A 25,005-nucleotide genomic window follows, 5' to 3' on the forward strand; every position below is an offset into this window, starting at 1 on the left:
CCCTGAAATGAGAGTGTCCGATGTCCGACAATTCGAATGTGGAATTCTCCGAGCGCGAGGCGCTGTTCTTCCATTCGACCGGTCGGCCCGGGAAGATCGAGATCATCGCGTCAAAACCGATGGCGACGCAGCGCGACCTCAGCCTTGCCTATTCGCCCGGCGTCGCCGTTCCGGTCCGCGCCATCGCGGAAGATCCTGCCACCGCCTATGACTATACGGCGAAGGGCAATCTCGTCGCCGTCATCTCGAACGGCACGGCCATCCTTGGCCTTGGCAATCTGGGCGCTCTGGCGTCAAAGCCGGTGATGGAGGGGAAGGCGGTGCTGTTCAAGCGCTTCGCCGACGTCGATTCGATCGACATCGAACTCAAGACCGAAGATGTCGACCGCTTCATCGACGCGGTCGAACTGATGGAGCCGACCTTTGGCGGCATCAACCTTGAGGATATCAAGGCGCCCGAATGCTTCATCATCGAACAGACGCTGAAGGAACGGATGAACATCCCGGTCTTTCACGACGACCAGCATGGCACCGCGATAATCGCGGCGGCGGGCGTCCTGAACGCGGCGCTGCTCACCGGGCGCGACATGAAGGACATGAAGGTGGTGGTGAACGGCGCGGGCGCCGCCTCCATTTCCTGCACCGAACTCATCAAGGCGCTGGGCGTGCCGCATGACAATGTCATCATGTGCGACAGCAAGGGCGTGATCTACCAGGGCCGGACCGAGGGGCTAAACCAGTGGAAGTCCGCCCATGCGGTGAGAACGGACGCGCGCTCGCTCGCCGAGGCGGTGAAGGGCGCGGACGTTTTCCTCGGCCTTTCGGTCGCGGGCGCGATGACGCCGGAAATGGTGAAGTCCATGGCCGACAGGCCGATCATCTTCGCGATGGCCAATCCCGACCCCGAAATCCTGCCTCCGCTCGCCAAGGCGGCGCGCCCGGACGCGATCGTCGCCACCGGCCGGTCGGATTTCCCTAACCAGGTCAACAACGTCCTCGGCTTCCCCTTCATCTTTCGCGGCGCGCTCGACGTGCGCGCCACCGGCATCAACGAAGCGATGAAGCTCGCCGCCGCCAAGGCGATCGCGGAACTGGCGCGCGAACAGGTGCCCGAGGAAGTGGCGAAGGCCTATGGCCGCTCGCACAGCTTCGGTCCCGACTATATCATCCCCGCGCCGTTCGATCCGCGCCTGATGGAGGTGGTGCCGGCGGCCGTCGCCCAGGCGGCAATGGAAACCGGCGTTGCGCAACGGCCGATCGCGGACATGGCGGCCTATCGCCAGTCACTCAAGGGACGGCTCAATCCGACCACCTCCGTCCTCACCACCGCCTATGAAGTGGCCAAGGCCGATCCCAAGCGCGTCGTCTTCGCCGAAGCGGAGGAGGAAGTCGTGCTGCGCGCGGCAATCCAGTTCCGTGACCTGGGCTATGGCGTGCCGGTGCTGGTCGGCCGCGACGATGTGGTCGACAAGCTGAAGGCGCTCGGCGTCAGCGACCCCCACAGTTTCGAACTGCACAACAGCGTCAATTCGCCGCTGGTGCCCGACATGGTCGAACTGCTCTATGCCCGGCTTCAGCGGCGCGGCTATCTGCGTCGCGACTGCGAGCGCATGGTCAACCGCGACCGCAACATCTTCGGCACATTGCTCGTGAAGATGGGCGTGGCCGACGCGATGCTGACGGGAACCACCCGCCCCTATCACCAGACGCTGCGGGAGGTGAAGCGCGTCATGGATCCGAAGGCCGGCCGCACGCCCTTCGGCATCCATGTGATGGTCGCGAAAGACAAGACCGTGTTCCTGGCCGACACCACCGTCAACGAGCGGCCGTCCGCGGCGGAACTTGCCGACATTGCGGAAGGCACGGTGGCGGTCGCCCGGCGCATGGGCCACGATCCTCGCGTCGCCTTCCTGTCCTACTCCAATTTCGGCAATCCGCCGGGCAGCTATCTCGACAATGTTCGCGACGCCATCAAGCTGCTCGACACGCGCGACGTGGATTTCGAATATGAAGGCGAAATGACGCCGGATGCGGCGCTCAACCCGGCTGTCATGAAGAGCTATCCGTTCAGCCGCCTGTCCGGCCCCGCCAACGTGCTGGTGATGCCGGGACTGCAATCGGCCAACATCTCGGCGAAGCTGCTGCGCGAACTGGGCGGCACCTCCATGATCGGGCCACTGCTGGTCGGCATGGAAAAATCGGTGCAGATCGCCACCATGTCGCACAATGCGTCGGAGCTTCTCACGCTGGCGGTGCTGGCCGCCGGCGGGGTCGCGCTCTGATCGCTTCGATAAGTTATTCTCGCCTGCCCCCCAGGGCTTTTCGCTTGCCAGCGGCGTGAACGCCGGGGCAGGGGAAGGCGGCAATTGCTTCGGAGCAGAGGAATGAGCGCGGCCAGTTTCGACAGTGCGACCTTCCGGCGGGTGCTGGGCCACTATCCGACCGGCGTATGCGTCGTAACGGCGGTGGAGCCTGATGGCGCGCCGATCGGCATGGTCGTGGGTTCCTTCACCTCCGTGTCACTCGATCCGCCGCTCGTCGCCTTCTTCCCGGCAAAATCCTCCAGCAGCTGGCCGCGGATCGAGCGCCTGGGCAAATTCTGCGTCAACATATTGGCGAGCGACCAGCTGCCGCTCTGCCGCCAGATCGCGGCGCCCGGCCCTGACAAATTTCGGGACATTGCTCACCGTGTTTCGGCCAACGGGTCGCCGATCCTGGACGATGTCGTCGCCTGGATCGACTGTACGCTGGACGCAGTACATGACGCGGGTGACCATCATATCGCCATCGGGCGGGTGGCGGCGCTTGAGGTGGAGCGGGCCGACCGGCCGTTGCTCTTTTTTCAGGGGAAATATGGGGAGTTTTCCCTGCTGGACTGACGGGAGGCAGCGGCGATCCTGATCCACCGGCCATCTTCCCATCCGGCGAATGATCAGACATGGAAGAGACATAGTACGGCTCGTTAACGTCTGTCCCTTAATCCAGCTTCGTCGCACCTGCTCCGGATCGTTCATGACCTCCCTGCTCATCACCGTGGATACGGAGCTGTCATCCTCCCTGCATCGTGGCGGCGCGAGCGTGGAGGATAATGTCGCCCGGTCGATCTGGGCCGAAACGTCGCAAGGCGCCTTCGGCGTCGGCTGGCAGATGGACCTGCTGGACCGGCACGGATTGAAGGGGGTGTTCTTCCTCGACCCTTTGCCTGCGCTGGTCCATGGGCGGGACTTCCTGCGCCCCATCGTCGGGGCCATCGTGTCGCGCGGGCACGAAGTGCAACTCCACATCCACACCGAATGGCTGGAGTGGGTCGGGGATTCTCCGATCGGAGGACGTCGCGGCCGCAACATCGGCGACTTCCCGCTCGACGACCAGATCACGCTGCTGAGCCTCGCCAGGACATTGCTGGAGGAGGCCGGCGCGCCGCCGATCCTCGCGTTCCGCGCCGGTAATTTCGGCGCCAATGACGATACGCTGCGCGCGCTCGCTGCGATCGGCATCCTCTGGGACAGCAGCGTCAATCCCGCCTATCTCGGTCGGGAGTGCGACATTGGCGTGGACGCGCAGCAGATCGCCGCCACCCGCAGGCTGGGCATGGCGGAACTGCCGGTTTCCGGTATCGCCGATCGGCCGGGCAGCTTCCGACCCGCCCAGATTTGCGCGATGTCCTCGGCTGAGATGCGCGATGGCCTCCGCCACGCCGTGCAGGAAGGGCAGGACGCCTTCGTTGTCGTCACCCACAGTTTCGAAATGCTCTCGCGCGATCGTCGCCGGCCGAACCGCGCCGTCATCGCCCGCTTCGAACGGCTCTGCCGGGAAGCGAGCCGCCTGCCGGCGCTGCGCTCCGCCGGCTTTGCCGACCTGCCGCCCGCCCTGGCAGACATGCCGAGCCGGCCCTTCACGCGCGCCGCGCCCAGCCGTCTGCGCACCGGCCTGCGTCAGGCACAGCAGGCCTGGGCGACATGGCGCTACGAACATCGGCTGGTTCCCGCGTGACCCTTCACCCGGTTGCGATCGTCATCGGTCTGGAAAATGCCATCGGCCTCACGGTCGTGCGCGAACTGGGCGAACATGGCGTCCCTGTCCATGGCGTGGCGCGGAGTCCAGCGGCAATCGGTGCGGCGTCACGCCATTGCCGCGACTGGTCGCTCAGGCCGGAAGGCGCTCCCGCCGACTGGCTGCCCGACCTCATAACCCGCACCAGCGCGAAAGCGGTGTTCGCCATATCCGAAATCGATCTCATCGCCCTGTCGCAGCTTCCGCCGATCATCGGGGATTGCCACATCCTCGTCCCCCGTCCGCAACCGCTGGCCCGGGTGCTCGACAAGCGGCGCACGCTGGAGATCGCGGCGGCCGCCGGGCTGCTCGTGCCGGACACCTGGCAACCGGTCGAGGGGGAGGATTTCGGGGCCCGTGCCGCGGCGATGCGCTACCCGCTGGTCGCCAAATGGGCCAACCCGCCAGAGGTGATGGCGGCGCTCGACCAAGCCGGCCTCGACTGGTTCAAGACCGCCTATGTCCACACGCCGCGCGAGTTGCTGGCGCTGCTTGATCGCTACACGCCGATCGCTCGCTGGCCGCTCATCCAGCAATATTGCGGCGGCGTTGGCCTCGGCCAGATGCTCTACATGGCGGACGGACAGGCGACATTGCGCTTCCAGCATCGCCGCCTGCATGAATGGCCACCCGAAGGGGGCGTATCGACCCTGTGCCGGGCGGAACCGGCGGATGCGCATGCCGCGCAGATGGCGCTGTCGGAAAAGCTGCTCCGCGCGCTGGAGTGGGAAGGGCAGGCCATGGTGGAATATCGCTATGAACCCGAGTCCGGCCGCTACTGGCTGATGGAGGTCAACGGCCGCTTCTGGGGGAGCCTGCCGCTCGCGCGCCACTGCAACGCGCATTTCGCCTGGGAGGCCTATCGTCGCGTCGTGTTGGGCCAGATCGACGCTGCGCCGACGCCGCTCGACGGCTTGCGCGCCCGCTATATGGTGCCGGAAACAAAGCGTCTGGCGCGCCTCCTGCTGGGGCCGGACCGCATCGGCGACCCCTTCTTCCATCCCCGCCCCATGGCCGACCTTATGGCCTATATCCTCGGCTTCCTCGATCCGCGCGGCCGCTATTATGTGTTCAGCCGCTCCGATCCGCGCCCGTTCCTGCGCGATCTCACCCAGATGCTCAGGAAAGCCTTGCGCCTGGAAAAGCGCTGACCAGCCGTTCCACCGCCCGTTCGATCCGGCCGAGGCATTGCGCCATATAGCGATCGTCCAGGCTGTAGGGATCGTGCAGATGCGGCATCATGGGCCTGGTCCAGCGGCCCAGCAGCATCCGCGGCAGGCCGGTAAGGCGCGGGTCGGCTGCCAGCCGATGCAACTGCCGCACCTCCATCGCCAGCAACAGGTCGCCTTCCTGCGGAACATAGTCTTGAAGGTCCAGCGCCCGATGCGCCGACAGGTCGTGGCCCAGCGCCTCCGCTGCGACGATGGCGGGATCGTGCGCGGCGCGTCCGCTGCTGGTAGACAGGCCGAAGGACGCGCTGTTCATCCCCGCCCGCCGCGCCGCCACGTCGGCGAACGCGCTGCGACAGATATTGCCCTGGCACACGAACACCAGCCGGCGCACCTGTGCGGGATCGGGCGGACGTTGCCCCGAAAGGCCGAACATCATCTGCGGATAGGAAAGCGCCAGCCTGACGAGGCCGCGAACGGTGCCGAAGCGGGACGTGATCATCTGCGGTCGCTTCCTAGCCTGTTTCTACGAAGCGCGCCACCTGCCTACATAAGAGCTTGGTTCGGCAAGACGACAATCCCGAATTGAAAGCATCCCGCTTCCCCGGCAAGGAAGGCACATGCGCGCCGCCAGCTCTGCCCTTCTCCTGCCCCTGCGCCCGATAGCGCGCGGCGCAAGCGCGGAACTCTTCGACTTGGGCGATGGACGTGTGCTCAAGCTGTTCCGTGACACCGTGTCGGACGAGATGATCGAACGCGAGATCGCCGCGTCCGTCCATGCCGGCAATTGCGGCCTGCCCACAGCGGCTGCCATCGGTCGCGACGATCGGGAAGGCCGACGCGGCGTCCTTTATCCCCGGCTGGATGGCGGCACGCTGATGGACTGGATTCGGCGCAACCCGATGAAGGCAGGCCAGGCTCTGGACGGCATGGCCGGCATCCATATTGCCATGCATCGCAAAGAGGGCGGTGCCCTTCGCGCGCTCAAGGATGTGCTCGCGACCGACATCGCTTACGGCCCCGCGCCGCTGCCGGTCCAGCAGGCCGCGATCGCCTACCTCCAGCGCCTGCCGGACGGTCGTGCGCTGACCCATGGCGACTTCCACCTCGGCAATGTCATGATGACGCCGCAGGGCATGGCGGTGATCGACTGGTCCAAGGCTGCCGTTGGCCACCCGGCCGCCGACGCGGTGCGTTCCGAAATGCTGATGCGCTTCGGCATCGGGCCGGCTGACTGGGTAACGAACCTGTGGCGCGACTGGGCGGCGGGCCGGTTGCGCAGGGCCTATCTGGCCTCCTCCCCGGTCACCTCGCGCGAGCTTGACCAATGGCGGCCGGTGGTAGCCCTCGCCTGGCTGCGCGCCCGCGACGCCGGGCGAAACGCAGCCTTCCAGCACTATCTGGACAAGGCACTCGTCCAGGCGAAACTCCCCCCTCTTGGCGCGGGCCCCACCAGAACCGATGAGCCGGGATTATAGCGTCCTCTAATCCCGCACTTTTTGCAGCGCTTCTTCATTCAGCCGAGCTGCGCGTTCCGTGCTGTCGCTTTCGGTGTAGCAGCGCAGCTCCGGCGCGTTGCCGCTGGGGCGCAGGTGGATGATGTCGCCGCCGGCGAAATGGATGCGCAGCCCGTCGGTGCGGTCGATGCCGTCCGCCTCGCCCGCAATATCGCCGAACATCGCCGTCAGCCGCGTCAGGATATCCGCTTCGCTCCCCTCTTCCAGATGCGCGATCAGCGCCTGGCTCTGCGCCGTCGGATAGTTTTGCAGCCGCTCGCTGAACGTATAGCGCGCCGGCAGTTGCGCCATCAGCGCGGACAGCGCCACGCCCTGCCGCCGTGCGTCCACCAGCGTCGCGAGGATCGGCAGGACCGCATCCCGCGTCGGCAGAGCGCCGAGTTCACGCCCTTCGACGGCAACCGGCCTCGCCAGCAGGAAGCCGCCATTCGCCTCGTAACCGCACACGCTCTCATGCCCTTCCGCGCCCAACGCGTTCATCGCCTCGATGACGAAGGGCGATCCGATACGGGTGCGACGAACAGCGCAGAACAGCCCGGAAAGCTCGACCGCGCTGTTGCAACTGACCGGCGTCGCCACCGCCCGGATACCCAGCGCCCGCGCGCACAGGATGCCGAGCACGTCGCCGCGCATCCATAGGCCGCGTTCGTCGGCCAGCAGCGGACGATCGGAATCCCCGTCAGTGGAAAGGATCGCGTCGAGCTTCAACTCCGCGGCCCATTCGCGCGCAAGCGCCTGGTCCTCGGGGCGGACGGCTTCGGTATCGACGGGAATGAACCTGTCCGAACGGCCGAGCGACACCGCTTCGCCGCCCAGCGCTGTCACCAGCGCGACAAGGATATCGCGTCCCACCGCCGAATGCTCGTAAATGCCGAGCGTCATGCCAGCCAGCGCCTGACTTCCGAAAGCATCGACATAGCGCGCGATATAGGGCGTCGCGACATCCACCAGCGGCGGCAGCGTCTGAACTTGCTTCAGCATGCCCTCTTCGTCGAACAGGTCGGGAAGCGTCACGCCCTGCGCCCGGATGCCCTGTTCGTCGGCTTTCAGCACCTCGCCGTCGGTCCGGTTGAACTTGATGCCGTTGCGGTCGTCAGGGATATGGCTGCCCGTCACCATCAGCGACGGGATGCCTTGCGCGAAGCCATAGGCCGCAACCGCCGGAGACGGCACGAACCCGCAAACATGCACCTGCCCGCCCATGTGCCGGATCGCCGCCGCGCAGGCCGCCACGATGCGAGGGCTGGACGGCCGCAGATCCGCTGCGATGGCGACCGCTTTGCCCGGCGCGAACTGGCCGATGGCGGTCAGATGCTGAAGGAAGGCGCAGCTATAGGCAAAGCACACCCGGTCCGTCATCGCGCTGACGAGGCCGCGCGCGCCGCTGGTGCCGAACGCGACGCCCGATTGCGTCATCAAGTCGGCAATGGAAACAATCTGCGTCATTAATGTCCTTTTATGCCCCAGCAGGGCTATTCGAAGATGCCGTCACCCCCGCGCGTATCGGTCCTCGTAGCGCACGATGTCGTCCTCACCCACATAAGGCCCGGTCTGTACCTCGATGAACACCATCGGGATGCGGCCTGGATTTTCGATCCGATGACGCGCGCCGACGGGGATGTAGACCGACTGGTTTTCGGTCAGCAGCGTCACATCGGCATCCAATGTCACCTTGGCGGTGCCTTCCACCACGATCCAATGTTCGGAGCGGTGGAAATGGCTCTGCAGGCTGAGTGACGCGCCTGGCAGCACGGTGATCCGCTTCACCTGAAAACGGCCGCCGATCAGCAGGCTCTCATACCATCCCCATGGACGATGATCCTTGGGGAAGGTTTCCGCCTGCGCCGCGCCTTTGCGCTGCAGCGCCTCGACCACCTTCTTGACGTCCTGCGTCCGGGATTTGTCGGCGATGAGCACCGCGTCGTTCATCGCCACGGCCACGATGTTGTCGAGTCCGAGGCCCACGATCTCCAGCCCTTCCGTCTCCGACCGCAACAGCGAATTGCGGCAGTCGATCGCCGTCGCCGCGCCGGCTACGCTCACGCCCTGCTCATCCGGCCCCATATGGCCCCACACCGAATCCCAGTCGCCAAGGTCGGACCAGCCCGCGCCGTAGGGGACGACGGACAGGTTGTCCGCCCGCTCCATGATGGCATAGTCGATGGCGATATTGTCCGCCTGGGCCCATGGATCCGCGGCCAGGCGCAGGAAGCCGAGATCCGCTTCCGCCTGGTCCACCGCTTGGACCACCGTTTCAAACAGCTCCGGCGTGTGCTGCTCGAATGCGGCGAGAATGTCCTTTACCGCGAAAAGGAATATACCCGCGTTCCACAGATAGTTGCCTGTCGCCAGCATCTCCTCGGCACGGACTGCGTCGGGTTTCTCGACAAAGCTGCGGAGCGCGATCGGCATTCCCGATCCGTCCGGCCGTTCGCCGATCTCCAGATAGCCATATCCCGTCTCGGCCCGCGTCGGCTGGATGCCGAATGTCACCAGATCACCCCTCGCGGTGGCCATCAGTCCCTTCGCGATCGCCTCGTGAAACGCGACCCGATCCGTGATCACATGATCGGACGGCGCGACCAGCATGAAGGCATCGGGCTGCGTCTTCGCCAGGTGGACGGCGGCCGCCAGGATCGCGGGCGCCGTATTGCGGCCTTCCGGCTCGATCAGAATGGCTTCCGGGTCGATGCCTTCCTTCGCCAGTTGCTCGGCGATGATGAAGCGGAACAGCGAATTTGTGAGCACCATGGGCTTGGCGAAATGCACCGACCCGCTCGACCCCGACATGCGCCGCGCCGCGTCCTGGAACAAGGTTCTCTCGCCCAGCAGCGGCACGAACTGCTTGGGATAGGATTTGCGGGACATGGGCCACAGCCGCGTGCCAGAGCCGCCCGCGAGTATAACGGGGGTGATGGTCGGTCCGGAACTACCGGTAGTGGTCGTCACCATGGCTCAGCTAAATCCCCCAGGCCGCCTGAACGAAATTTTCTTTACGCACCGCCCCTTATATCGACTTTGGCGTACAGGGAATGTTCAATTAGACTATGGATATAGTTTGGAGCGATAGCCTGACGATGAACGCGGCAAGCGTACCGCCCGTTCATGCGTGCAGGACTTACAGAAAATAGGAAAGGGTGGCGGAGACGGAGGGATTCGAACCCTCGGTAGCCCCTTAAGGCTACGACGGTTTAGCAAACCGCTGGTTTCAGCCACTCACCCACGTCTCCGCACGAATTTGCCCGACTGGAAAGGCGGGCAGTGGCTAGGGGAGGGGCTATAGCGGCGGCTTTGCGGCATGGCAACGGTTCTGTGGGCCGATTTTTTGACGGGCTTGGCGGAAAAGGGATTCGGCCGGGCGCGCTATGGACTCGGGTCGCCGTTCGTTCATTGCCGTTTCAGCTTCGCTTTCGATAATCGCAGGCTATTGTTGCCGGAAACGCACATCGCGGGGAGTATAAGGGCATGATCGGCATTACCTGGCGCATCGGCGCTCGCATCGGGCGTGCGGCGGCATGGGGCGCGGCCGTCGCGGGCATGAGCCTCATGCCACTCGCCGCCGCGGCACAGGTGCGGACCATCGATCCCAACACCGCCATCGACGCCGATCTCGCCCCACCGCCACCGGCTCGCACGACGCCGACCGATCCAGGCGTCGATCCAACGGTGCAGGCGGAGAGCAGGAGCGCGCCTCCCGCATCCACCGGCAGCATTCCCCCGTCGACCGCTACCACTGCCACCGGTGCGCCCGTCACCCCCACCAGCCCGCCCGCCTCGCCATCGCCCAGCGATTCCTACCAGCAGGACGACCTGATCGGCGCGGCGGAAGGCGTCTTCGGCAAGGGCGCGCAGGGTCTCGCCGGCATCATCGAGAAAGTGCTGAAAGATCAGGGCCGGCCCAACGCCTATATCGCCGGGCGTGAGGCGTCGGGCGCCTTCGTCGTTGGCCTGCGCTACGGTTCGGGCACGCTGAACCACAAGGTGGAGGGCAAGCGCGAAGTCTATTGGACCGGCCCGTCGATCGGCTTCGATGTCGGGGGCAACGCGGCCAACACCTTCGTCCTTGTCTATAATCTCTACGATACGCAGGATCTTTATCACCGCTTCCCTGCGGCGGAGGGGACGGCCTATCTGGTCGGCGGCTTCACCGCCTCCTACTTGCGCTGGGGCGATGTCGTGCTGATCCCGATCCGCCTTGGCGTCGGCTACCGGCTGGGCGTCAACGCCGGCTACATGAAATTCACCGAAAAGCGGAACTGGCTGCCTTTCTGACCTGGCTCTAGAGCGACAGGGCGAACTGCTCGCCCTGTTCGACATCCTCTTCGCCTTCCAGATTGTGGACGCCAAGGCCCAGCAGCCGCGCCCCCATGCGCAGCGGCAACTGCGCCAGCAGCAGGTCGCGCCCCGCCTGCGCCAGCACCGCCTTCGACCGAACGGGGGCCGAGAAGCTCCGGGATCGGGTGATGATGCGGAAATCCGCGAACTTGATCTTCAGCACGACGGTGCGGCCCCAGGCCCCCGCCTTCTCGATCCGCCCCCACAGATTGTCGGCGATCCGGTCCAGCTCCGCCACCAACGCTGCTTCCTCGCTCAGGTCGTCGAAGAAGGTGTCCTCCACGCTCACCGACTTGCGCCCTTCGCGCTCGCGCACCGGCCGATCGTCCTCGCCGCGGGCGGCGCGATAATAATAGTCGGCGGCGCTGCCGAAGTGCGCTTGCAGAAACCCCATGTCCCGCGCGCGCAGGTCCGCGCCGGTCTCGATCCCCAGCGCTTGCATCCGTTTCGCCGTCACCGGTCCCACGCCATGGATGCGCCGCACCGGCATGGCGGCGATGAAGGCCGCGCCCTCGCTCGGCCGCACGACGCAGATGCCGTCTGGCTTGTTCTGGTCCGACGCCAGCTTTGCGATCAGCTTGTTGTAGGACACGCCGGCCGACGCGGTCAGGCCCGTCTCCGCCCGGATCATGGCGCGGATCTGTTCCGCGATCTGCGTCGCGGACGCGATGCCCGGCTTGTTCACCGTCACATCCAGATAGGCTTCGTCCAGCGACAGCGGCTGGACGATGTCGGTGAAACGGCTGAATATCTCGCGCACCTGCCCGGACACCGCGCGATAGACCTCGAACCGAGGCTTCACGAACACAAGGTTCGGGCACAACCGCCGCGCCCGTCCGCCCGGCATGGCCGATCGAACGCCGAACCGGCGCGCCTCATAGGAACAGGTCGCCACCACGCCGCGCGGCCCGCCGCCCCCCACCGCGATCGGCAGCCCGCGCAGCGACGGATCGTCGCGTTGCTCGACCGACGCATAAAAGGCGTCCATGTCGATATGGATGATCTTGCGCGGGGGCGGCGAATCCATGCGCGCCCTTATGCCACGCACCGGAACGAAAGGGAAACGTCAGCCTGCCTTGTCGTCGCTGCCCTTGAGCGCCAGCAGCGCGGCGAAGGGACTGGCCTGCTCTTCGCTCAGCACGCCCGCCTCCTTCAAATAGGCGTCGGCATCGGGCGATCGGGGGAAGGGCGTCATTGCCAGCGCCATCGTCTCGGCCACCGCCTCACCCATGTCGATCGACTGCCCGTCATAGCCGATCGTGTCGACATCCTGCGCGTCCAGTTCCAGCTCCTCACCTTCGGGCAGCGCCTCGCCTTCTACCACGAAGCGGAGGGCAAAATCGGTGTCGATCGTTTCGGCCACCGGCTCGCCGGTTGCGATGCAGGGCTGTGCCAGCGCCGCCCGCACCCGTCCGCGCGCCAGGATCGCGTCGCCCTCCTGCGTCAGGCTGTAATCCGCCTCCAGCCGGTCGAGCGCAGACAGGCCGAAGCGCCGCGCCAGCGCCGCCCGCTCGCTCTCGTCCGCCTCGACATGCGTGTCGCCGGTCAAGCGCTTCACCTGATCGGCCTTCACGATCCGCGAAAATTCCGGTGCCATGCTCATCCAAGGTCTCCCGCCAGCAGCGCATCGCGGCTGAGGCAATTCAGCCGCGTCCAGCGGGCGCGCAACGCGCCCTCGACATGCGCGACCGCCTCCTCGTTGACCGGCCCGCCGCGATAGAGGTTCCGGCGCAGCGCCTCGCCCATGTCGCCGCCCTGCGTCAGCGCCGCACGATAGGCGCTGATGCGCCCGCCCAGCGCGCTCATCATCCGGCCGACATGCTTGCCGACCACCACGTCGCCAATCCCTTCCTGCCGCAACTGGCCGTCCATATCCTCGACGAAGAGTTCGGTCAGCCACACGCTTTCCTGCGGCGCACCCAGTTGCTCCAGCCGCACCAGCGCCTGCGACAATATGGCGACCAGCATGTCGAACCGGCCGTCGATCGTGTCGGGCACCGCGCCGGTCAGATACCAGTGCGGCTGACGCGCCTCCCCGATGACGGCATTGTAGAGTGGGCGCAGCGCCTCGCGGGGATCAGTACGTCCCATCAGGCGCTGGAGGAAGGAAGGGCGTGCGGACATGGGCTGGCTTTTCAGGATGGATCGGGCGGACGCGCGTCATCCGGTACTCGCGCCCCTTGTGGGCGCGCGCGCATTTCCATATTGATCGCGGCGTCGCCCAATGCAATGGCGAGATCGTAGATTCCAAGGGTATGCGGGCTGCCCCCCGCCGGAGAAGTTCATGCCTCAGTTCAGCCGCCACTCCCGTCGCGGGCGACTCCTCATCGCCGTCGGCCTTAGCGCGCTGCTGCTCGGCACATCGGCCTGCACCCGCATCCGCACGCATCAGGGCTATCAGGTCGACAAGCTGCTGGTCGATTCGGTCCAGCCGGGAATCGACAATCGCGCCTCGGTGGAAGGGACGCTGGGTCGCCCCAGCTTCGTGTCGCAGTTCGGCGAGCAGGACTGGTATTATGTCTCGCGCAGCATGAAATCGCTGGCTTTCTCCAACCCGCGGCCCGTCGAGCAGACGGTGCTGCGCGTCCGCTTCGATCCGGCGGGCAATGTCGCGGCGGTCGACCGTATCGGGCTGGAACAGGTCGCCCGCATCTCGCCCTCGGGCGACAAGACGCCGACGCTGGGTCGCCATCGCAGCCTGTTCGACGAAATCTTCGGCAATATCGGCGCGGTCGGCGCTGGCGGCATGGGCGGTGCCAGCGGATCGGGCCCGAACGGCAGCGGCCCGAACGGCAGCTGACGGGCGGTCCTGACGCCCGTTCAGGACCAGCCGCCGCCCAGCGCCAGGAACAGCGCGATCTGATCCTGAACCAGTTGCGTGCGCGCCGCCGCCGCCGTCACTTCCGCGCTCGCCAGGCTGCGCTGCGCGTCCAGCAGGGACAGGAAATCGCCCCGTCCGAAGCGGAACAGCCGCGCCGCCTGCGCGGCTGATGTCGCCGCGCTGTCCCGCGCCCGGTCCAGTGCCGCTGCCCGCTCCGCATCCCGGCGATAGCTTTCCAGCGCCGTTTCCGTCTGCCGCAACGCTTCCAGTACATTGGCGTCGAAGCCGGCGATGTCGGCCCGCACCTGCGCGTCCGCCTGCGCGATCCGCGCCCGCACTACAGGCCGGTTCGGGAAGCTCCAGCTCAGCAGCGGCCCCAGGCTGAAGCCGAAGCTGGTCGGGCCGCCAATATCCTTCAACGGACCGGACAATCCCACCGACCCGCCGATGCTGACCTGCGGATAGAGGTCCGCCGTCGCCACGCCCAGCCGCGCCGTGTCGGCGGCGATCGCGCGCTCGGCCCCCCGTATGTCGGGCCGCCGCCGGATCAGCGCCGCGCCGTCTCCCACCGGAATCGGCTGGCCGATCGATGGCAGCGCGGCGCAGCCCTCCGCCTCCCGCGGATAGTCGGCCGGCGGCCGGCCCAACAGCGTGGCGAGCAGGTAAAGCCCGTTCTGCCGCTGCGCTTCGAAGGCGGGCAGGGCAGCCGCGCTCGCCTCCATCGCCGCCTGCGCCCGGCTCACGTCGAAGGCCGTGCCCCGCCCGCCCCGCGCCAGCCGGCGTGTCGCGTCCAGCGTGTCGCGTTGCAGGGCGACGACGCGGCGATTGACCGCCAGGCTGAAATTGGCGGCGCATACCTGCGCATAGGCCCGCGCCGCCGCTGCCGCCACGCTGACCCGCACATAGTCGCGCGCTGCCGCGCTCGCTTCCACGTCCGCGCTGCTCGCCTCTATGGCGCGGCGGATGCGCCCGTTGAGGTCGAGCGGATAGGATGCCGACAGGCCAAGATCATAGCCGACTACGCCCGGCAGGCTGTATCCCGTCCCCGACGGCCGGGCCAGCGTGCCGCCTGCCTCCACTCCCGTACTGACGGTTCGCCCCGCCTCCGCCTCGCGCAGCACCGCTTGCGCGCGCTCGACATTGGCCTGCGCCTGCCTCAGGTCGGCATTGGCGGTCAGCGCCTGCTCCACCAGCGCGTCGAGCCGCGGATCGGCATAGAGCCGCCACCAGCGATCGGGCAGCTCGGCCGGGGCGAAAAACTGGCCTTGTGCCGAATGGAAGGCACCCGTCGCGGCCGGCGCGGTCGCGGCGGATAGGACGGGCGGCCGATAATCCGGCCCCGCCGTGGCGCAGGCGGACAGCGCCAGCGCCGCCAACAGCGCCGCCACGCCCTTACGCATGGCGACAGTCTCCTGCCTTTGCCTTTGCCTTGTCGTCCGTCGGCTGCACCGTCACGGTCGCAGTCCGCCCTGAAATCAGCCGCAGCCCCGGCGGCGGCCGGTCCAGTTTCACCCGCACCGGAATGCGCTGCGCCAGCCGCACCCAGGAAAAGGTCGGTTCGACATTGGGCAGCAGATTGCCCGAATCGGACCGGCTGCCGTCATTGATGCCGAAGGCGATGCTCTCCACCCGGCCGCTTAGATCCTGGGCCTCGCCCATCAACCGCACCTTCACCGGCGCGCCGATGCAGATGAGGCCCAGCTTCGTCTCCTCGAAATAGCCTTCGACGCGCAGCGAATCGCTGTCCAGCAGCGCCAGCGCCTGCGATCCTGCCCCCACATAGTCGCCCGGATGCAGGTCCAGGTTCGTCACCACGCCATTGACCGACGCCAGCACGCGCGTGCGCTTCAGGTTCAGCGCCGCGCCTTCCTGCGCGCTCATCGCCTCGGCCAGCGCCGCCTGCGCGGTCTCCACCCGCGCGACATTTTGCTCGTGCGTTTCCGCCGCGACCAGATCGCCCAGCGCCAGGTCGCGACGCGCCTCCCGCTGCGCCTGGGCCAGCGTCGCCCTCGCGCTTGCGATCCGCGCCTTGGCCTGCTCCAGCGCCAGCGCGTACCGCGGCGTGTCGATGACGAACAGCAGGTCGCCCGCCTTCACCTGCTGATTGTCGCGCACCGCGACCGACGTCACCAGGCCGCTGATGTCGGGCGTCACCCGCACCACATCGGCGCGCACCTTGCCATCGCGCGTCCAGGGGCTGCGCTCATAATGGTTCCACATCCAGATCGCGGCCAGGGCGGCCGCGATGACCAGGATGATGGTGACGGCGCTGCGGGTCAGCATGGGGAGGATCGACTTCATAGGCGGATTCCAAATGTGGGGACGAGCAGGGCGAGACCGCCCAGGATAAGGATGAAGAGGCTGAGGTCGACCGCCGCCCGATAGGCAACGAAGCGATAGAGGCCGAACGCGCCGATCAGCCGGGTCACCGCCCAGGCGAGGATCAGCGCCACCAGCGCCAGCAGCAGCAGCGTCGGCACGAAAATGCCGCCCAGCGCGATTTCTCCGGTCATGCGGCGATCCTCCTGTAGCCGGGCGCTTGCGGAAACAGGTTCCGGCGCAGGCTGACCAGCCCTAGCACGCTTTCGCGCTGCACGGCGGCGTCGGGATGCGCGGCCAGATCGCCGATCGCGGCATCGATGTCGTGCAACAACGCGCCGTCCGCTGGAGCGGGGGCCGCGGGGTCCAGCGTGCGATAATAGCTGCCGACTCCGTCCAGCACGTCGCCCAGCGATGCGGCCTGATCGGGCGGCAGGTCGATCCGCACCTGCCGCAGCTCGCCGATGGCGACCCCGGTGCGCAGGTCGCGCAGCGCATCGTAGAGCGGCGCGCCGCTATCCTGCCGGGTCGCTGCCAGGCGCGGAGCGAGCAGGGCGATCCGGTCGAGCATCCGGTTGATCCATCCGCGCACATCAGGCGGCGTCATCAGTGTGGCGCGGCTGGCAATGTCCCGCCATCCCGCGCGCACCGTCCGCCGGATCGCGCCCTCCACTCCGGCCGATTGCAGCAGCCCGGTCATGACGATCGCGAACCATATCCCCACGAGCTGCGCCACCGCGCCGTTGGCGTAGCTGGCAAAGGCCCCGACATATCGGTCGGACAGCAGCACGGGGCTGCCAAGTCCCAGCAGCGTCGGTAGGGCGATGCCCGCCCATGTGGGCGACGCCATCATCGCTCCCAGCACGAGCAACGCCGGTGCATAGGCCATCGCCAGCATCGCGAACCCGTCGAGCCGCGGCATGATCACATAGCCATAGACGGCACCCAGCGCGGTCGCGGCCAGCGTGCCGACCATGAAGCCCTTGAGCGGAGCCAGCGGATTGTCCGATGCCGCAAACAGCGCCAGGAACACGCCGGCAAGCATGACGGCGCCGCCGCCGTCCTTCCATCCGCTGCCGATCCACAGGGCGGAGCCGACGAGGATGGTCACGAACGCGCCGAAAGCGCCGCGCGCAGCACCTGCATAGTCGCGATGGAGCGCCCGGTCTCTGCGCCCGGCGAGCAACTGCGCCACACGGGGGGTCAGCGGCGCGCGGCTGTGCGTCGCCATCTGATCCGCCAGGTCGCGGCAGTCGCGATGCGCCGCGATCAGCGTCGCCAGACGGGAAAAGAGGCTGAGGCGCATCATGTCCGCCCATTCCATCTCGGCCCGCAGCGCCGGCTCCATCGCGTGGCATCGATCGATCAGCGCCTGGGCGCGGGCCGCGCGGGCCGCATTGTCGACCGGCGGCGAATCGAGCCAGGCGCGGACATCGGCGATCAGCGCTTCGACACTGGCGGGCACCATGCCGCCGTTCGCGGCTGTCAACTGGGCCAGCCGGTCCTCCACCGCGGCGCCCAGCGGCAGCAGCAGCGACAGCTGGTCTTGCAACGCGCGCACCGTCCGGATGCGGGGCGCCTGCCGGCTTGTGTCATAGGGCAGGTGGATCGACATCTGGTGCAGTTCGGTGACGTCTTGCGCCAGCCGCCGCCGCTCGGCATCCAGTCCCTCGATCGGGCTGGTGGCGATCGCGTCGCGCGACCAGCGTTCGGCGTCGCGCAGCATCGTCTCCACCCGCGCCAGCAGCGCGCCGGTGATCGATCCGGGCAGCAGCACCCCGTGGACCAGGCTGCCGCAGGCGATGCCGATCAGGATTTCCTGCACCCGTAGTGACGCCACCGTGAAGATCGTCTGCGGGGTGTCGACATCGGGGAACACGATCAGGCAGGCGGTATAGCCCGCCAGCACGAACATGTAGGATCGCGGCGTCCGGTCGAGCAGCGATACGAATACGCATAGCGCCAGCCAGCCCGCCATCGCCAGCACCAGCAGTTCGGGCGCATTGACCAGCGGCGGCACGACCGCGACGGCAAAGGTCGCGCCCACCAGCGTACCGATCGCCCGGAACACGGCCTTGGATATGACCGCGCCTGCCATGGGCTGGGCGACGATATAGCTGGTGAGGAAGGCCCAATAGGGTCGCTCCAGACCGATGCTGAACGCCACGAACAGCGCCAGCATGGCCGCCAGCAGGCATTTGACGGAGAAAATCGCGGCAGGCAGGCCGAACCGTTCGCTCATGGCCGCGTCCGATATTCCCTGATGCGCAGGTTGAGCAGGTCGAACAGCCAGACGGCGACCTCTACTACATCGTCGGGCACGTCCTTCAGCAAGTCGGCCCTCAGGTCCGCCAGCCGAGCTTCGGCCCGCCCCGCCAGTTCGTGGCCCTTTTCCGTCAGCCCGATAAGGTTGGAGCGCTTGTCGTTGGGATGTTGTGCGCGTTCCACCAGGCCTGCGCTTTCCAGCTGGGCCAGCGTGCGGACCAGCGATGGCCCCGCGACATCCAGCGAATCGGCCAGATCCGTTTGCCGCACGGTGGGGCCGTCCCGCTCGATATGGAGCAGACACCAGGCGGCGCTGTTGGATACGCCCAGCTCCGCAAGCGCTTCGTCGGCCAGCCGCCGCCAGTTGCGTGCAACGGGAGCCATCTTGTGCGCCAGCGCGCGCTGCGGATCAAGCAAAGCCATATCCATTAGTTAGCTAACTAACGAATATAATCAAGCCGCGACTGTCTACTTCGCTGTCTCACAAACACAAAAAAAGCCCCCGCATCGCGGCGGGGGCGCTCATCGTCCGCTGCCGGGGCAGGTCAGGGGCGGCGGGTGCCGGAAAAGGCCGATGCCCCGAATGCGCCCAGCTGCATCGTACCGGTGATGCTGTCGCCCGTCACATCTGCCTCGCATTCCAGCGTCATGGGCATGGGCATGGTCATTTCCATTTTCCATGTGAGCTTGTTGCCCGCCACCTGGCCATCGACCACGTCCAGCGATCCCATCATTCCGGCGAACGTGCCGTTGAAGCGATCGCCGCTGCTGATGACGGTGAACACACCCTTCTGGTCGCCCATCGGCGTCTTGGCCACGCAATCATATGCGCCATCCACGGTAGCCATCTTGATTCTCCTTTACGTATCCGTCAATCCGCCAATGTCCCCGTTTCCACCGGCAACCCCACCGCGTCAAGCTGTGGCCGCACCAGTTTCGCGTCGCCGACCACGACCCAGATCAACCGGTCGGGATTGATGGCGTCGCGCGCGGCCTTGTCGAAATCGGCGGCGGTCATGGCGCGATACGTCTTGGGCAGCGTCTCATAATAGTCGTCCGGCCGCCCGATCAGGTCGTTGCGCATCATCGCGGAAAGCAGGTCGGACGATGTCTCGAAACTGCCGGGCAATGACAGGATCTGGCTGTTGATCGTCTGGTTGCGCTCGGTTTCCGTGGTGCCCTTGGTCGTCAGATAGTCGTTCATGTCCTTGCGCACGGCGATGATCGACTCGCCCGTCTTGTCGGTCTGGACCGGGGCATAGACCAGCAGCGGGATGGTTTCCTTGACCCCAGACAGCGCCGTGCCCACGCCATAGGCCCAGCCCTTGGTTTCGCGCAGGTCCATCCACAGCCGCGAGGAGGTCGATCCGCCCAGCACCTCGTTGGCGGTCTGGAGCGTCACCGGATTGTCGGTGCCGCTCTTGTTGGTGAGCAGGCCGGAGAGGATCATCGACTGCGGGCTTTGCGGCTTGTCTATGAGGACGATCCGCGCCGGGCGCATCATCCGGTCCATCCGGAACGTCTTCACGCCCTTGGCGGTGGCCGGGGCCTTCCAATCGCCGAACCGCTTCTCCAGCAACGGCATCATCTCGGCCAGCGTCGTGTCGCCCGCGACGAAGATCGTCGCATTGTCGGGCCGCAGCCACTTGTCGTGAAATGCGGTGAGATCGGCGCGGGTCACCGCCTTGACGCCCGTTTCGGTGCCGGAACCGGTGAAAGGGATGCCATAGGGATGCGCCTGTCCATAGAGCAGCGGCGGCAGCATCCGCTGCGCGATCGCCATCGGCTCGGTCTTTTCCGCCGCGATCCGCGTCAGAACCTGTCCGCGCAGCCGCTCAACCTCCTCTGGCTTGAAGGCGGGGTTGCGGACCACGTCCGCCAGCAGGCCCAGCGACGCGTCCAGATTGGGCTTCAGCGCGAACAGCCCCACGGTCGTGCGGTCCATGCTGTTGCCCGCGCTGATCGACGCGCCGAGCCGCTCCTGTTCCTCGGCGATCTGCTTCGACGACCGGGTGGTCGTCCCTTCGTCCAGCAGCGCGGCAGTGAGGCCGGCGGTGCCCAGTTTCGCCTTGTCGTCGGCGGCATTGCCGGCATCAAACGCCACGGACACCCGCACGGTCGGCACGGCGGTCCGCCGCGCGAAGACCAGCTTGATCCCGTTCTTCAGGGTCGCCCGCTCGACATCGGGAAAGTCCAGATCCTTGACCGGTTCGATCGGCGGTTCCGCGATCTTGGTGGGGGCGGGCGGGCTGCCCGCCGCCGGGGCCGGCGTGCCGGGCTGCTGGAAGTAGGCGGGCTGGTGGGTGGCGCCCTCAGCCTTAGCATTGCCTGCCAGCGCATTGTCCGCCGCGCTGCGCTCGCCCGGCGCCACCGTCAGGCGCAGCACCGGCCGACCCAGCCATTTGCGCGCGGCCGCGCTCACCGATTGCGGCGTCGCGGCGGCGTAGATTGCCAGATCCTTCTTATATTTGGCGGGGTCGTCGGAATAGACCGCACCCTCGGCAAGGGTCACCGCCTTGCCGGAAAAGCCGCCGACCTTTTCCAGCCCCGAAATCGTGCCGGACGCCTGCCGGGTCGCGGCGCGCAGCACCTCGTCCGCGTTCGGCCCCTTGGCCAGATAGTCGGCCAGCAACTGGTCCAGCCGCTTGCCCACCGCGACCGGGTCCGCCCCCGGCTTCACGTCCACCGTGATCTCGGCGATCGACAGCTTCTCGAACGGCTGGATGCTGGCCTTGACGGCGACCGCGACCTTCTCGTCACGGACAAGCGCATTGTCGAGCCGCGACGATCCCAGCCCCCCGAACACGGTCATGGCGAGGTCGAGCTGCGGCAGGTCGGCGGAATTCACCCCCGGGACGATCCAGTTGCGATAGAGCCGGGTGGCGGCGACATTGTCATGCATCGTCACCTCGGCGTCCTTCGCCAGCGTGGGCACGCTGGCGTCGACATCCTTAGGGGCAGGGCCGGCGGGGATGTTGCCGAACCATTTGCCGACCTTCGCTTTCGCCGTCGCTAGGTCGATGTCGCCCGCGAGCACCAGCACGGCGTTGTTGGGGCCATAATGGGTCTTGAACCATGTCTGCACGTCGGCGAGGCTCGCGGCGTTCAAGTCTGCCATCGATCCGATGGTAGAATGGCGATAGGGATGCCCCTCCGGCAATAAAGCGGCGAGCTGCGCATATTCGACCAGGCCATAGGGCTCATTCTCGCCCATGCGCTTTTCATTCTGTACGACGCCGCGCTGCGTATCCAGCTTCACCTGCGTGACCGCGCCCAGCAGATGGCCCATGCGATCCGATTCGAGGAACAGCGCCCGGTCGAGCGCGCCGGTCGGCACCGTCTCGAAATAGTTGGTGCGGTCGAACCAGGTCGTCCCGTTCCAGTCGGTCGCACCGATATCCTCCAGCCGCCCGAAGAAGGGGCCGTCCGCATTTTCCGATCCATAGAACATCAGATGCTCGAACAGATGGGCAAAGCCGGTCTTGCCCGCCGGCTCGTAGCGCGACCCGACATGATACCAGACCGACACCGCCACCACCGGCGCCTTGCGATCGGTGTGGACGATGACGCGCAGACCGTTGGGCAGGCGGAACTCCTCATAGGGAATGTCGACCTTCGACACGAGGCTGGACAGCGGGGCTGGCGCAGTGGCCGCCGACGCGCCTTGCGCTATGGCATGCGTCGCCGGCATCAGGGCCAGCGACGAGAGGCCGGCCATCAGGGTCAGGCGGCGCGACAGGGAGGAAAGGATCATCGGGGGCCTCTGGCAAGAGCGTGCACCATGCGGGCGGGAACCCGCCGCGCCTGCCCGCACCATAGCGGGGCGTGATAGCCGCGCAATACGCTTCGATGGGCTGCGCCCGCCGTCCGCGATAATCTCGGCATGGCCCTTGTGTTGTTTTTCAGCAACACTACATGTCGTCCGAAAGTAAGAGTGGGACGCCATGAACCTCGAAAAATTCACCGACCGCGCCAAGGGATTTCTCCAGTCGGCGCAGACCGTCGCCATCCGCATGAGCCACCAGCGGATCAGCCCGGAGCATCTGCTCAAGGCCTTGCTGGAGGATGAGCAGGGTATGGCGTCCGGCCTCATCAGCGCCGCCGGCGGCGATCCAAAGGTCGCGCTGCGCGAAACCGACGCCGCGCTGGCGAAGGTGCCCGCCGTTTCGGGCAGCGGCGCGCAGCAGACCCCCGGCCTCGATAATGACGCCGTCCGCGTCCTCGATTCCGCCGAGCAGGTCGCTCAGAAGGCTGGCGACAGCTTCGTCACGGTCGAACGGCTGCTGCTCGCCCTCACACTTGCCACCACGACCGCTGCGGGCAAGGCGCTCGCCGCTGCAGGGGTGAAGGCCGAGGCGCTCAATGCCGCGATCAACCAGCTGCGCGGCGGCCGAACCGCCGACACCGCAGGGGCGGAGGACCGCTACGACGCGCTCAAGAAATTCGCCCGCGACCTCACCGATGCGGCGAGGGCAGGCAAGCTCGATCCCGTCATCGGCCGCGACGAGGAAATTCGCCGCACGATCCAGATTCTCGCCCGCCGCACCAAGAACAATCCCGTCCTGATCGGTGAGCCCGGCGTCGGCAAGACCGCCATCGCCGAAGGCTTGGCGCTGCGCATCGCAAACGGCGACGTGCCCGATACGCTCAAGGATCGCACGCTGATGGCGCTCGACATGGGCAGCCTCATCGCCGGCGCCAAATATCGCGGCGAGTTCGAGGAGCGGCTGAAGGGCGTGCTGGACGAGGTGAAAGGCGCAGACGGCCAGATCATCCTCTTCATCGACGAAATGCACACGCTGATCGGCGCGGGCAAGTCCGAAGGCGCGATGGACGCCGGCAACCTGTTGAAACCCGCCCTTGCGCGCGGCGAACTGCACTGCATCGGCGCGACCACGCTCGACGAATATCGCAAATATGTGGAGAAGGATCCCGCGCTCCAGCGGCGGTTCCAGCCCGTGTTCGTCGGCGAACCCACGGTGGAGGATACCATCTCCATCCTGCGCGGCATCAAGGACAAATATGAGACGCATCATGGCGTCCGCATTGCCGACAGCGCGATCGTCAGCGCCGCAACGCTTTCTAACCGCTACATCACCGACCGCTTCCTGCCCGACAAGGCGATCGACCTTATGGACGAAGCGGCGAGCCGCATCCGCATGGAGGTGGAGAGCAAGCCCGAAGAGATCGAGAATCTCGACCGCCGCATCATGCAATTGCAGATCGAGCGCGAGGCGCTGAAGAAGGAGAGCGATCAGGCGTCGAAGGACCGCCTGGCCGCGCTCGAATCCGACCTCGCCAATCTGGAGCAGCAGTCGGCCGAACTGACCCAGCGCTGGCAGGCGGAAAAGGACAAGATCGCCGGCGAAGCGAAGCTCAAGGAGCAGCTTGACGCCGCGCGTGTCCAGCTGGAGCAGGCGCAGCGCTCGGGCGAATATGCCAAGGCCGGCGAACTGCAATATGGCACGATCCCGACCCTGGAAAAGCAGCTTGAGGAGGCGCAGTCCGCGTCGAAGGGCGCGATGCTGCGCGAGGAAGTGACGAGCGAGGACATTGCCGCCGTCGTGTCCCGCTGGACCGGCATCCCGGTCGATCGGATGCTGGAGGGCGAGCGCGAGAAGCTGCTCAACATGGAGGCGGAACTGGGCAAGCGCGTCATCGGTCAGGCCGATGCCGTCAAGGCCGTCTCCACCGCCGTCCGCCGGTCACGCGCCGGCCTGCAAGACCCCAACCGCCCGCTCGGCTCCTTCCTGTTCCTTGGGCCGACGGGCGTCGGCAAGACGGAACTCACAAAGGCGCTCGCCGGCTTCCTGTTCGACGACGACAGCGCGATGGTCCGCATCGACATGAGCGAGTTCATGGAGAAGCACAGCGTCGCCCGCCTGATCGGCGCGCCTCCCGGCTATGTCGGCTATGAAGAAGGCGGCGTGCTGACCGAAGCGGTTCGCCGCCGTCCCTATCAGGTCGTCCTCTTCGACGAGGTGGAAAAGGCGCATGGCGACGTGTTCAACATCCTGCTCCAGGTGCTGGACGATGGCCGGCTGACCGACGGGCAGGGGCGCACCGTCGATTTCACCAACACGATCATCGTGCTGACCAGCAACCTTGGCAGCCAGTATATCGCGGGCCTTGGCGACGACGATCCGGTGGAGAAGGTGGCGGATCAGGTGATGGACGTCGTCCGCGCCCATTTCCGGCCCGAGTTCCTGAACCGGCTAGACGAGATCATCCTGTTCCACCGCCTGGGCGCGGCGCACATGACTCCGATCGTCGACATCCAGGTCGCACGCATCGGCAAGCTGCTGAAGGACCGCAAGATCACCCTAGACCTGACCGACGGCGCGCGGACGTGGCTAGGCCGGGTGGGCTACGACCCGGTTTATGGCGCACGGCCTCTGAAGCGCGCGGTCCAGCGCTACCTGCAAGACCCCCTCGCCGACCTCATCCTGCGCGGCGAAGTGCCCGATGGCGCGACCGTGCGGGTGGAGGACGGGGATGGAGCGTTGAAGCTGGCGGTGGACTAGAC

The 25,005-nt window shown here is 66.6% G+C and carries 21 protein-coding genes and 1 tRNA gene; 8 read left to right on the forward strand and 14 right to left on the reverse strand.

All coding sequences use genetic code 11. The annotated features are described in order from the left end of the window. Positions 1-20: 20 nt before the first annotated feature. The 4 genes from ACFQ24_RS14655 to ACFQ24_RS14670 all read left to right on the forward strand — a co-directional run bounded on the left by ACFQ24_RS14655 (position 21) and on the right by ACFQ24_RS14670 (position 5,204). Entirely contained in the window at positions 21-2,282 is a 2,262-nt protein-coding gene (locus ACFQ24_RS14655; protein WP_380912475.1) for an NADP-dependent malic enzyme, read from the forward strand. A gap of 102 nt (positions 2,283-2,384) precedes the next feature. After that, positions 2,385-2,879, forward strand: a complete 495-nt coding sequence (locus tag ACFQ24_RS14660; RefSeq protein ID WP_380912477.1) for a flavin reductase family protein — start codon at positions 2,385-2,387, stop codon at positions 2,877-2,879. A 133-nt stretch (positions 2,880-3,012) separates the two neighbouring features. Continuing rightward, positions 3,013-3,993 (forward strand): polysaccharide deacetylase family protein, encoded by a 981-nt coding sequence (locus ACFQ24_RS14665; protein ID WP_380912479.1) that lies wholly within the window; start codon positions 3,013-3,015, stop codon positions 3,991-3,993. Continuing rightward, positions 3,960-5,204, forward strand: coding sequence for a carboxylate--amine ligase (locus ACFQ24_RS14670; RefSeq protein ID WP_380912481.1), 1,245 nt, complete (start codon positions 3,960-3,962; stop codon positions 5,202-5,204). Before ACFQ24_RS14665 ends, ACFQ24_RS14670 begins: the two co-directional genes overlap by 34 nt. Here the strand turns inward: ACFQ24_RS14670 and ACFQ24_RS14675 are convergent. Further along, positions 5,173-5,724: an arsenate-mycothiol transferase ArsC gene (locus ACFQ24_RS14675; protein ID WP_380912483.1), complete on the reverse strand. Its 552-nt coding sequence runs from the start codon at positions 5,722-5,724 to the stop codon at positions 5,173-5,175. The genes ACFQ24_RS14670 and ACFQ24_RS14675 overlap by 32 nt on opposite strands. Positions 5,725-5,842: 118 nt before the next feature. Between ACFQ24_RS14675 and ACFQ24_RS14680 the strand changes: the two genes are divergently transcribed. Further along, the gene (locus tag ACFQ24_RS14680; protein ID WP_380912485.1) at positions 5,843-6,700 is read left to right on the forward strand and encodes a phosphotransferase family protein; all 858 of its coding nucleotides are present in this window, start codon (positions 5,843-5,845) and stop codon (positions 6,698-6,700) included. 6 nt (positions 6,701-6,706) lie between these two features. Here the strand turns inward: ACFQ24_RS14680 and ACFQ24_RS14685 are convergent, their stop codons facing one another. The 3 genes from ACFQ24_RS14685 to ACFQ24_RS14695 form a co-directional block, all read right to left on the reverse strand. Continuing rightward, a complete protein-coding gene (locus tag ACFQ24_RS14685) occupies positions 6,707-8,185 on the reverse strand; it encodes a phosphomannomutase (RefSeq protein ID WP_380912487.1) in 1,479 nt (492 codons plus the stop codon). 42 nt (positions 8,186-8,227) lie between these two features. Then, positions 8,228-9,691, reverse strand: coding sequence for a mannose-1-phosphate guanylyltransferase/mannose-6-phosphate isomerase (locus ACFQ24_RS14690; protein WP_380912489.1), 1,464 nt, complete (start codon positions 9,689-9,691; stop codon positions 8,228-8,230). 186 nt (positions 9,692-9,877) lie between these two features. Next, positions 9,878-9,969: transfer RNA gene (locus ACFQ24_RS14695), tRNA-Ser, on the reverse strand. 235 nt (positions 9,970-10,204) lie between these two features. Between ACFQ24_RS14695 and ACFQ24_RS14700 the strand changes: the two genes are divergently transcribed. Then, complete coding sequence (locus ACFQ24_RS14700) at positions 10,205-11,011, forward strand: DUF1134 domain-containing protein (RefSeq protein WP_380912491.1); 807 nt, start codon at positions 10,205-10,207, stop codon at positions 11,009-11,011. A 7-nt stretch (positions 11,012-11,018) separates the two neighbouring features. Here the strand turns inward: ACFQ24_RS14700 and dinB are convergent, their stop codons facing one another. The 3 genes from dinB to ACFQ24_RS14715 are packed head-to-tail and all read right to left on the reverse strand — an operon-like array spanning position 11,019 to position 13,198. After that, a complete protein-coding gene (dinB, locus tag ACFQ24_RS14705) occupies positions 11,019-12,101 on the reverse strand; it encodes a DNA polymerase IV (RefSeq protein WP_380912493.1) in 1,083 nt (360 codons plus the stop codon). A gap of 39 nt (positions 12,102-12,140) precedes the next feature. Continuing rightward, positions 12,141-12,677, reverse strand: a complete 537-nt coding sequence (locus ACFQ24_RS14710; protein WP_380912495.1) for a YceD family protein — start codon at positions 12,675-12,677, stop codon at positions 12,141-12,143. Next, entirely contained in the window at positions 12,674-13,198 is a 525-nt protein-coding gene (locus ACFQ24_RS14715) for a ubiquinol-cytochrome C chaperone family protein (protein WP_380912497.1), read from the reverse strand. Before ACFQ24_RS14715 ends, ACFQ24_RS14710 begins: the two co-directional genes overlap by 4 nt. 160 nt (positions 13,199-13,358) lie before the next feature. Between ACFQ24_RS14715 and ACFQ24_RS14720 the strand changes: the two genes are divergently transcribed. Then, the gene (locus tag ACFQ24_RS14720) at positions 13,359-13,874 is read left to right on the forward strand and encodes an outer membrane protein assembly factor BamE (RefSeq protein ID WP_380912499.1); all 516 of its coding nucleotides are present in this window, start codon (positions 13,359-13,361) and stop codon (positions 13,872-13,874) included. Positions 13,875-13,894: 20 nt separating this feature from the next. On the opposite strand, the gene ACFQ24_RS14725 is transcribed toward ACFQ24_RS14720, so the two are convergent. From ACFQ24_RS14725 to ACFQ24_RS14755, 7 genes are all read right to left on the reverse strand, one after another. Next, positions 13,895-15,295 (reverse strand): efflux transporter outer membrane subunit, encoded by a 1,401-nt coding sequence (locus ACFQ24_RS14725; RefSeq protein ID WP_380912501.1) that lies wholly within the window; start codon positions 15,293-15,295, stop codon positions 13,895-13,897. Then, positions 15,288-16,196, reverse strand: a complete 909-nt coding sequence (locus tag ACFQ24_RS14730) for an efflux RND transporter periplasmic adaptor subunit (protein WP_380912503.1) — start codon at positions 16,194-16,196, stop codon at positions 15,288-15,290. Before ACFQ24_RS14730 ends, ACFQ24_RS14725 begins: the two co-directional genes overlap by 8 nt. Then, positions 16,193-16,408 (reverse strand): DUF1656 domain-containing protein, encoded by a 216-nt coding sequence (locus tag ACFQ24_RS14735; RefSeq protein WP_380912505.1) that lies wholly within the window; start codon positions 16,406-16,408, stop codon positions 16,193-16,195. The genes ACFQ24_RS14730 and ACFQ24_RS14735 overlap by 4 nt, the downstream gene beginning before the upstream one ends. Beyond that, positions 16,405-18,456, reverse strand: coding sequence for an FUSC family protein (locus ACFQ24_RS14740; RefSeq protein ID WP_380912507.1), 2,052 nt, complete (start codon positions 18,454-18,456; stop codon positions 16,405-16,407). The genes ACFQ24_RS14735 and ACFQ24_RS14740 overlap by 4 nt, the downstream gene beginning before the upstream one ends. Beyond that, positions 18,453-18,902 carry a MarR family winged helix-turn-helix transcriptional regulator gene (locus tag ACFQ24_RS14745; protein ID WP_380912509.1) on the reverse strand — a complete coding sequence of 150 codons (450 nt, stop codon included), beginning with the start codon at positions 18,900-18,902 and terminating at the stop codon, positions 18,453-18,455. The genes ACFQ24_RS14740 and ACFQ24_RS14745 overlap by 4 nt, the downstream gene beginning before the upstream one ends. 122 nt (positions 18,903-19,024) lie before the next feature. Beyond that, on the reverse strand, positions 19,025-19,327 hold the full coding sequence (locus ACFQ24_RS14750; RefSeq protein WP_380912513.1) for a hypothetical protein: 303 nt from the start codon (positions 19,325-19,327) through the stop codon (positions 19,025-19,027). Between the two features lie 23 nt (positions 19,328-19,350). Further along, the gene (locus tag ACFQ24_RS14755; protein WP_380912515.1) at positions 19,351-22,233 is read right to left on the reverse strand and encodes a M16 family metallopeptidase; all 2,883 of its coding nucleotides are present in this window, start codon (positions 22,231-22,233) and stop codon (positions 19,351-19,353) included. Between the two features lie 190 nt (positions 22,234-22,423). Here ACFQ24_RS14755 and clpB point away from each other — a divergent pair, with 190 nt between their 5' ends. Next, entirely contained in the window at positions 22,424-25,003 is a 2,580-nt protein-coding gene (gene clpB / locus ACFQ24_RS14760; RefSeq protein WP_380912517.1) for an ATP-dependent chaperone ClpB, read from the forward strand. Positions 25,004-25,005: the final 2 nt, after the last annotated feature.

The sequence above is a fragment of the Sphingobium olei genome (assembly GCF_042678845.1).
Taxonomy (GTDB): Bacteria; Pseudomonadota; Alphaproteobacteria; order Sphingomonadales; family Sphingomonadaceae; genus Sphingobium; species Sphingobium olei.